This is a genomic window from Acinetobacter sp. YH01006 (assembly GCF_013420445.1).
Lineage (GTDB): Bacteria > Pseudomonadota > Gammaproteobacteria > Pseudomonadales > Moraxellaceae > Acinetobacter > Acinetobacter pseudolwoffii.
Genome location: NZ_VOYB01000002.1, coordinates 313,982 through 322,230, shown reverse-complemented (window position 1 = coordinate 322,230; position 8,249 = coordinate 313,982). Strand labels below are relative to the sequence as shown.

Below are 8,249 nucleotides of genomic sequence, written 5' to 3'. Positions count from 1 at the left end.
CACGTTTTGTTTGGAATCAAATTTTAGCTGTATCGTTCGAGATGCTTGCTAATAATGAGCGAATCAACAAAGTTAATTTAGTCAATAAAATTCCTGAATTACGAAAAAAACCTGAGTGTGCTTTTCTAGAAAATAGTTCAAATGGCGTTTCACTTCAACAAAAAGTGCGTGATCTTGGTGATGCTTGGGGGAAGTTCTTTGACCCGAAAGAACAAGCCAAGTTAAAGCAAAAACCATTTAAAGCCAAAAAACCAAGATTCTTTAAATTGCCTGATGGTCGTGAAGTCCAACTTAGACCACTCATGCCACGATTCAAAAAGAAATCTAATGGCTGTGATTCCATTCGTATTGTTCAATTCAATAGATACTGTTGGGTTAAAGGCAACCAAGTTAAGTTACCTAATGACATTGGCGTTGTGAAATTCAGAAAATCACAAAATATTGTGGGTGAGATTAAGAACGTCACAATCTCCAAGCATGTCGGGAAATGGTATGTGTCATTTGGTGCTGAAAATACGGTAGAAGCACCAGTCCATCCATCGAAATCAGCCATTGGCATTGATTTAGGTATTAAAAAGTTAATTACAACGTCTAGTGGTCAAGTATTCGACCCGATCAATAGTTTCAAGGCCAATCAAGTAAAGTTGGCTAGGCTTCAGCGCAAGCTGAGAAAGAAAAACAAGTTCAGTCAAAATTGGAAAAAGCTGAATCTCAAGATCAATACATTACACCATCATATTGCCAATATTCGGCATGACTACTTGCACAAAGTCACCACAACGCTCAGCAAAAACCACGCAATGATCGTAGTTGAGGACTTAAAAGTAGCCAATATGTCGAAGTCAGCGAAAGGCTCAATCGAGAAAAAAGGAAAGAATGTTAAAGCCAAGTCCGGCTTAAATAAATCAATCCTGGATCAAGGTTGGTCAATGCTTGTTGGTATGTTGGAGTACAAACAGCAATGGCGAGGTGGTTTGCTTGTTAAAGTTGACCCTAGATATACAAGTCAAACTTGTAGTTCATGTGGTCATGTTGCAAAAGAAAATAGGCTTACTCAAGCAAACTTTGAGTGTGTCAGTTGTTGTTTTAGCGAGAATGCAGATATTAATGCTTCTCGCAACATTTTGGCGGTGGGACACATCGTTTTGTCTGTGGAGGGTGGATGCGGTAAAGGTCGCCTTGCGAAGCAGAAAGCAAGTGAAATCCGTGAGGAAGTCACCTAAGAGCTTTTGCTTTTAGAATCCCCCACTTGAACATCGTGAAAGTGGTAGGAGTATGTCAACCCGAGAAGCTTTAGTCTATCCTTAATAAGTTTTTTATAACGGCTCAAGAATAAGTTCTGTACGCATTTTAAGTGGTCTTGCTGTTGAAAAATAATACAATTTTCTTAAGTGAAATTATTGTTAATCGGTTTTGATTTTTCTTTAACAAATTGTGTTAATCTACGCGACTACATTCAATTTTCCTGCCTGAAAATAAACACAATATTTTAAAAATACAGAATATTTCAGCCGTAGTTTTCGTATTTGCCATCTAGCCGATTTCCTTATTTCACAGTAGAATATGCGCTCTCTCAAGTCACATTGTGGCATGGTTGTTCAGACCATCCCGTGGAGCCAAAATCAGCATGTTTATCGTTGCCGGTGCACCCGCACATTCTTCTTTTAAGAAAACTCAACTATTATCGCGTTTGACGTCAATTAGTTCTGTTCAATCAATTGAAAGTCAATGGGTCTACCTCTTTGACCAAGCGCTCAGCGAGCAACAACAGCAATCAGCTTTACAGCTTCTCAACGATGGGCAATCTTTTGAATTGCACCAGGCTGCAAGTGATGAAATCCAAATTTTAGTGACACCGCGTGTCGGCACCATCTCGCCTTGGTCTTCTAAAGCTACAGACATTTTCAAAAACTGTAATACGCCGGTTCATCGTCTTGAGCGCGGCGTTTTATTTACGTTGAAGGGTCTAAAAGACGTATCAAATGAAGTTCAACAGATTTTGCATGACCGTATGACTGAAAGCGTATTCAATGCGATTGAAGAGGCTGCGGTACTGTTTGTTGAAACAGCACCAAAACCACTGAACTCGATTGATATTCTGGGTGAAGGTAAAGAAGCACTGGTTAAGGCCAATAATGAATTTGGTTTTGCATTGTCGATGGAAGAAATTGATTACCTGACTGAAGCGTTTATCAAGCTGGGTCGTAATCCAAATGACATCGAACTGATGATGTTTGCACAGGCAAACTCTGAGCATTGCCGTCATAAAATCTTCGGTTCTGAATGGACCATTGATGGTGAAGTTCAGCCATTGTCATTGTTCCAGATGATCAAGAATACTTATAAAGAATCACCTACAGATGTATTGTCGGCTTATAAAGACAATGCTTCGGTGATTGTCGGTTCGGATACCCAGCGTTTTTATCCAACCAAAGAAGACAATGGCCAGCAGGTTTATAAATATAAGAGTCAAGCCGCGCATATCTTGATGAAAGTGGAAACTCACAACCATCCGACAGCGATTGCACCATTTGCCGGTGCTGCGACAGGTTCGGGCGGTGAAATCCGTGATGAAGGTGCGACCGGTCGTGGTGGTAAGCCTAAAGCAGGTTTAACCGGCTTTACAGTATCTAACCTGAACATTCCGGGCTTTGAACAGCCTTGGGAAGAAAACTATGGCAAGCCATCGCGTATGGCATCGCCGCTACAAATCATGATTGAAGGCCCATTGGGTGGCGCTGCGTTTAACAACGAATTTGGTCGTCCTGCCTTAAATGGTTACTTCCGTACCTTTGAACAAAACATCAATGGCGATGTTAAAGGTTTCCATAAGCCAATCATGATTGCCGGTGGTTATGGCAACATCCGTCCAGATCACGTTGAAAAAGATCCAATCTTGCCGGGCGATTTATTGATCGTGCTCGGTGGCCCTGCCATGCTGATCGGTCTCGGCGGTGGTGCAGCATCTTCTGTAGACAGCGGTAAACTCGGCGAAAACCTGGATTTCGCTTCGGTACAACGTGAAAACCCGGAAATGGAACGCCGTTGTCAGGAAGTGATTGATACTTGCTGGCGCATGGAAGACCAGAACCCGATCGTGTCTGTACATGATGTGGGTGCAGGTGGTGTATCGAATGCCATGCCTGAACTGGTGAATGACCATGAACTCGGTGCGGTGCTGGATCTGCGTAAGATTCCATCGCTTGAGCCGGGCATGTCGCCTATGGAGATCTGGTCAAATGAAGCGCAAGAGCGTTATGTACTGGCGATTCGTCCATCTTCTTTAGAATTATTTGAATCGATCTGTGCGCGTGAACGTTGTCCGTTTGCGGTACTCGGTGAAGCAACTGAAGCGCGTCACTTAACCGTTGAAGATCCATTATTTGGCAACAAGCCAGTGGATATGCCAATGCAGGTAATGCTTGGTGGTACACCGCGTATGAGCCGTTCATATGAAACCATTGAACGCAAAGGCGATGATTTCGACGCGGCTAAAGTCACAGATCTGAAAGATGCGATTTATCGTGTTTTGAAAAACCCGACAGTGGCTTCTAAATCATTCCTGATCAGTATTGGTGACCGTTCGATTACTGGTATGGTGGCACGTGATCAAATGGTCGGTCGCTGGCAGGTTCCGGTGGCGGATGCTGCGGTAACAACGACAAGCCTAGTAGGCTACACCGGTGAAGCGATGGCGATGGGTGAACGTCCACCAGTCGCATTGCTCAATCCTGCTGCATCGGCACGTTTATCAGTGGCTGAATCAATCTCGAACATCATGTCTGCAAAGATTGAAAAAATCAGCGACATTAAATTGTCTGCAAACTGGATGGCTGCTGCAGGTCAACCGGGCGAAGATCAAGCGCTATTCGAAGGTGTAAAAGCCATCGGTATGGAAATGTGTCCAGCACTGGGTATCGCAATTCCAGTCGGTAAAGACTCATTGTCAATGCGTACCACCTGGAATGACGAAGGCGAAGACAAGTCTGTCACTTCTCCAATGTCAGGCGTGATTACTGCATTTGCACCTGTGACCGATGTTCGTAAAACATTGACCCCTGAATTGAAAAATGAAGAGTCGGTACTGGTTCGTATTGACTTGTCTAAAGGTCAGTTCCGTCTAGGTGGTTCGATTCTGTCTCAGGTGTATAAAGCAATCGGTTCTGTGACGCCTGATGTCGACAGCTTCGATGACTTCAAAGCATTTTTCGCTTTGGTTCAAGACTGGAACAACCGTGGTCTGATCAAGGCATATCATGACATCGGTGATGGTGGTTTATTGGCGACTGTTGCAGAAATGATGTTCGCATCACGTTTGGGTGTAGCACTAGAAGATCAATCAATTGCAAGCTTATTCGCTGAAGAAATTGGTGCAGTCCTTCAAATTGCCAAAGCAGACTGGGAAGCGCTACAAGCTGAAGTTGCAGCATCTACCCTGAAAGATGCCATTCAGGTGGTGGGTACGGTAAATAACACGGATCAGTTATCTGTAAACGGTCTAGTACTTGAACGTGCTGATCTGCAAGTGGCTTGGACGGAAGTATCCCACCAAATCCAGCGCCTACGTGACAACGTACAAACTGCGGATCAGGAATTTGCTCTTATCACTGACAAATCTCATGCAGGTATCATTGCGAAACCGACATTTGATTTGAATGAAGCGATTGAAGCGCCGTACATTAATTCACGTCGTCCGAACATGGCGATTCTGCGTGAGCAGGGTGTCAATGGTCATATCGAAATGGCAGCAGCATTTGATAAAGTCGGCTTCAATACCGTTGACGTACATATGAGTGACTTGCTGGCAGGTCGTATCAGCCTGGATGATTTTGAAGGCTTAGTGACTTGTGGTGGCTTCTCTTACGGTGACGTGATGGGCGCTGGTGGCGGCTGGGCAAAATCAGTATTGTTCAATACTAAACTGCGTGACCAGTTTGAGAAATTCTTTAACCGTCAGGAAACCTTCTCGCTGGGTATCTGTAACGGCTGTCAAATGTTGTCTCAGTTGGCTCCGCTGATTCCGGGTGCTGATGCTTGGCCACGTTTCCACCGCAATACTTCTGAAGTGTTTGAAGCACGTGCGGTGAATGTTCGTGTGGAAAAATCAAACTCTGTATTGCTTCAGGGCATGGAAGGTTCGATTCTACCGATCGCTGTAGCACATGGTGAAGGTCGTGCGGTTGCAACTGCGGAAAACTTTGCTGCGCTCAACGCATCGAATCAGGTGGTTCTGCGTTATGTAGATAGCTTGGGGAATGCAACACAACATTATCCATTGAACCCGAACGGCTCACCGGAAGGTATTACCGGTGTAACCTCTCAGGATGGCCGTGCAACGATTATGATGCCGCACCCTGAACGTAACTTCCGCGCGCTCCAGCATTCCTGGAAACCAGAAGACTGGGATCAAGACGGTGCTTGGTTACGTATGTTCCGTAATGCACGTAAGTTCATTGGTTAATCGGTTTTAGATTAAAAAAGGGTTGCGTCAGCAGCCCTTTTTTTATGTATGTTTCGGAGTTAACATCGTTTAAATAATTCAAATAAGTAACCAGTTTAAATCATGAGAATATTTACATATTTTATCTTTGCATTATTGTGTTTTAGTGCAGATTATAACTTTGCAGATGGTGCATATTTAAAAATAGAAATAACGGCAATAACCATTTTAGGACTCGTTTCCTATAGTCTGGTTTATTTGACTCTCTTCGAAAAAATGTCGGATGAGCTGTATAGTCCACATTTAAAAATCATCTTGTGTTTAGCTTTGCATTTGATCGCTGTTGCGATCTTTTATATGAAATATCGTAAACACTACAGATCAGCTTTGTTGTATAAAGGTTTGAAAGGCTGAACTCCTCTAAGTAATCCAAATTTAAGAGACAACTTGGGTATGCGGGCGACCTAATTCTGTGAATTTATTCAAAACCGCTACGCGTGCGTGGATCTCATTTACCTGACTTGGAAAACTCCGCGCTGTTAATTTATCGCCTAATAATTTGATGCAATGCATCTTGGTTTCAACCAAACTTCGACGGTGATAACCAGACCACTTTTTCCAAAGCGATCTGCCTAGCCGTTTGACTGTCTTTAATAATTCGTTCCGCTCTATAGACCTCGCTTGCTGATCCTTCCAAGGCTTTGCATTCTTTCTAGGTGGAATGATCGCATGTGCATCTCGATCTAAAATGACTTGTCGGCAGTGCTTTGTGTCATAAGCACCATCTGTATAAACAGAATCAATTGGTTCATCCAAGGGAATTTGAGCAAGTAAATCTTCGAGTACTTGAGAATCACTGACATTATTTGTGGTGAGTTGTACTGCACGTATTTGCAGGGTTTTAGCATCTATAGCAATGTGGAGCTTACGCCATTGGCGACGATATTCAGCCCCATGTTTCTTGCGTTTCCATTCACCTTCACCAAGAAACTTCAAACCAGTAGAGTCTACGAGTAGATGCAGTCCATCACTACTTTTTTGATAGCTAATCGCAATATCAATATGCTTTTGTCTACGACAAAGGGTGGAATAATCCGGAGCTGTCCAATCTAATCCAGAGAGTTTAATCAGACTTTGAACAAAACCTGTGACCATACGTAAAGAGAGTCGGAATAGTAATTTGATCATTAAGCAGCATTGAATCGCTGTATCGGAGTAGGTTTGATTTCGACCTTGCTTGCCTTGTGATTGTGCATACCACTGAGTCTTTGGATCAAACCAAATGGAAATATTACCTCGGTTAATTAAGGCTCGGTTATAGGATGACCAATTGGTTGTACGGTAGATTTTAGAGGCAGGCTTATTCATTTTGAAATTATATTGCTGAATAAGCTTTTGATGCTAGGTTTGTGCAACAAAGCCCCTTGGGCATTAAATTCAAAATGCTTAATCTCAAGTGCTTCAAATAACTTTTTACGAATTTCGGCACCTTGCTCATCTTCAGCAAAAATACGTTCCAGCATTTGTTTTTGCGTAGTGATGCCTTGGTCAAAACCAAAGACTTCTTTTAAATGCTTATAGTCAAAACGAGACTGGTTGGCACGTGCGACTATCTGCTTGCCTACAGGCGCACGTTCAGACGTATATGAATCGAGGAGGGAAGGTGCGGCCCAACCTTTGATTGCATAGGCGAGTTTCCAGCCAAGGTTAAACGCATCCTGCATACAGGTATTTGAACCTAAACCGCTTGAAGGCGGGTGACGGTGTACAGCATCACCACCACAGAACACGCGGCCTTTAGAATATTCAGTTGCCCAAGTCTGGTTTACATACCAGTAGGACAGTTTTTGGATTTCAACATCTTCCACTTCAGCGCCAACAAATGTATTCAGACGCGATCGAACCTGTTCTTCAGTCACTTGTGGCTCGCCTTTGGAAATGTCAAAGCCCCAGCCCATAATCCATTCATTCCAAGGCGTAATGGCACGTAGCAAGCCCATGCCGAGATCACCAAAGCTGGCTTCAGGATTGACGATCCATTGCAGAATGGCAGGGCGGTGCTGAATATATTTGCTTAAATCGGCTTTAAAAGTCACATAGACTGTACCCGCACGCGCCATCACACCTTCGAGTGGTAGCTCAAGTTGCTCAACCACTTTTGAGCGTGCGCCATCCATACCAATCAGATATTTGGCTCTTAAACTAAATTCTGTGTTGGTAATCCGGTTCAGGAAAGTAGCGGTGACACCATCTTCATCCTGAACATGCGATAAATATTCAGTATTGAAGTTATAGATTGCACCGCGCTCCCCGGCATTCTTGACCAGTAAGGCTTCCATTTTCGGCTGAATCAAATCCACCAATGGACATGGACTGCCTTTGATATAGTCCCCATGACGTTCATCACCTGTGCCCCAAGCGCTTAAACGGGCAATTTCTTCACCGACCAGACTGGTGGTAATCAGGCTTTCGCCCATGTGTTCCCACGGTGTCGCAATTTCTTTGACTTGTTCTTCAATGCCTAAATCACGTAATACTTCCATGGCACGCTGATTGGTAATATGCGCACGCGGACTATTGGCCAGCCAGTTAAACTGTGTGAAGAGTTGAACTTTGACCCCATAATTTACCAGTGCTAAACCTAAGGTCGATCCTGCAGGTCCTGTGCCAATCACCAATACGTCAGTATCGTAATGCTGTGTCATACATGACTCCATGTGTCTGTCTGAAGAACAAGATTTGAATATATTTACAATCCAGTGTAGTGAAATTCAGGCAATACAATAGGAGTATTCATATAAACTATAGG

Annotated in this window: 3 protein-coding genes and 1 pseudogene; 2 read left to right on the top strand and 2 right to left on the bottom strand. The window is 43.6% G+C overall.

Annotation, left to right across the window (positions count from 1 at the left end):
* Together FTT73_RS03145 and purL are read left to right on the top strand one after the other, a co-directional pair.
* A partial coding sequence (locus tag FTT73_RS03145; RefSeq protein WP_180075632.1) for an RNA-guided endonuclease TnpB family protein occupies window positions 1-1,223 on the top strand: 1,223 nt, incomplete at its 5' end.
* 404 nt (window positions 1,224-1,627) lie between these two features.
* A complete protein-coding gene (purL, locus tag FTT73_RS03140) occupies window positions 1,628-5,461 on the top strand; it encodes a phosphoribosylformylglycinamidine synthase (protein WP_180190989.1) in 3,834 nt (1,277 codons plus the stop codon).
* Between the two features lie 414 nt (window positions 5,462-5,875).
* On the opposite strand, the gene FTT73_RS03135 is transcribed toward purL, so the two are convergent.
* Window positions 5,876-6,808, bottom strand: a complete 933-nt coding sequence (locus FTT73_RS03135) for an IS5 family transposase (protein WP_130149031.1) — start codon at window positions 6,806-6,808, stop codon at window positions 5,876-5,878.
* Between the two features lie 38 nt (window positions 6,809-6,846).
* Window positions 6,847-8,145, bottom strand: a pseudogene (locus FTT73_RS03130) (FAD-dependent monooxygenase); the annotation flags it as partial.
* Between the last annotated feature and the right edge of the window lie 104 nt (window positions 8,146-8,249).

Coding starts and splice junctions, on each gene's coding strand:
- purL (WP_180190989.1), top strand. CDS start 1,628: ATGTTTATCGTTGCCGGTGCACCCGCACATTCTTCTTTTAAGAAAACT.
- FTT73_RS03135 (WP_130149031.1), bottom strand. CDS start 6,808: ATGAATAAGCCTGCCTCTAAAATCTACCGTACAACCAATTGGTCATCC.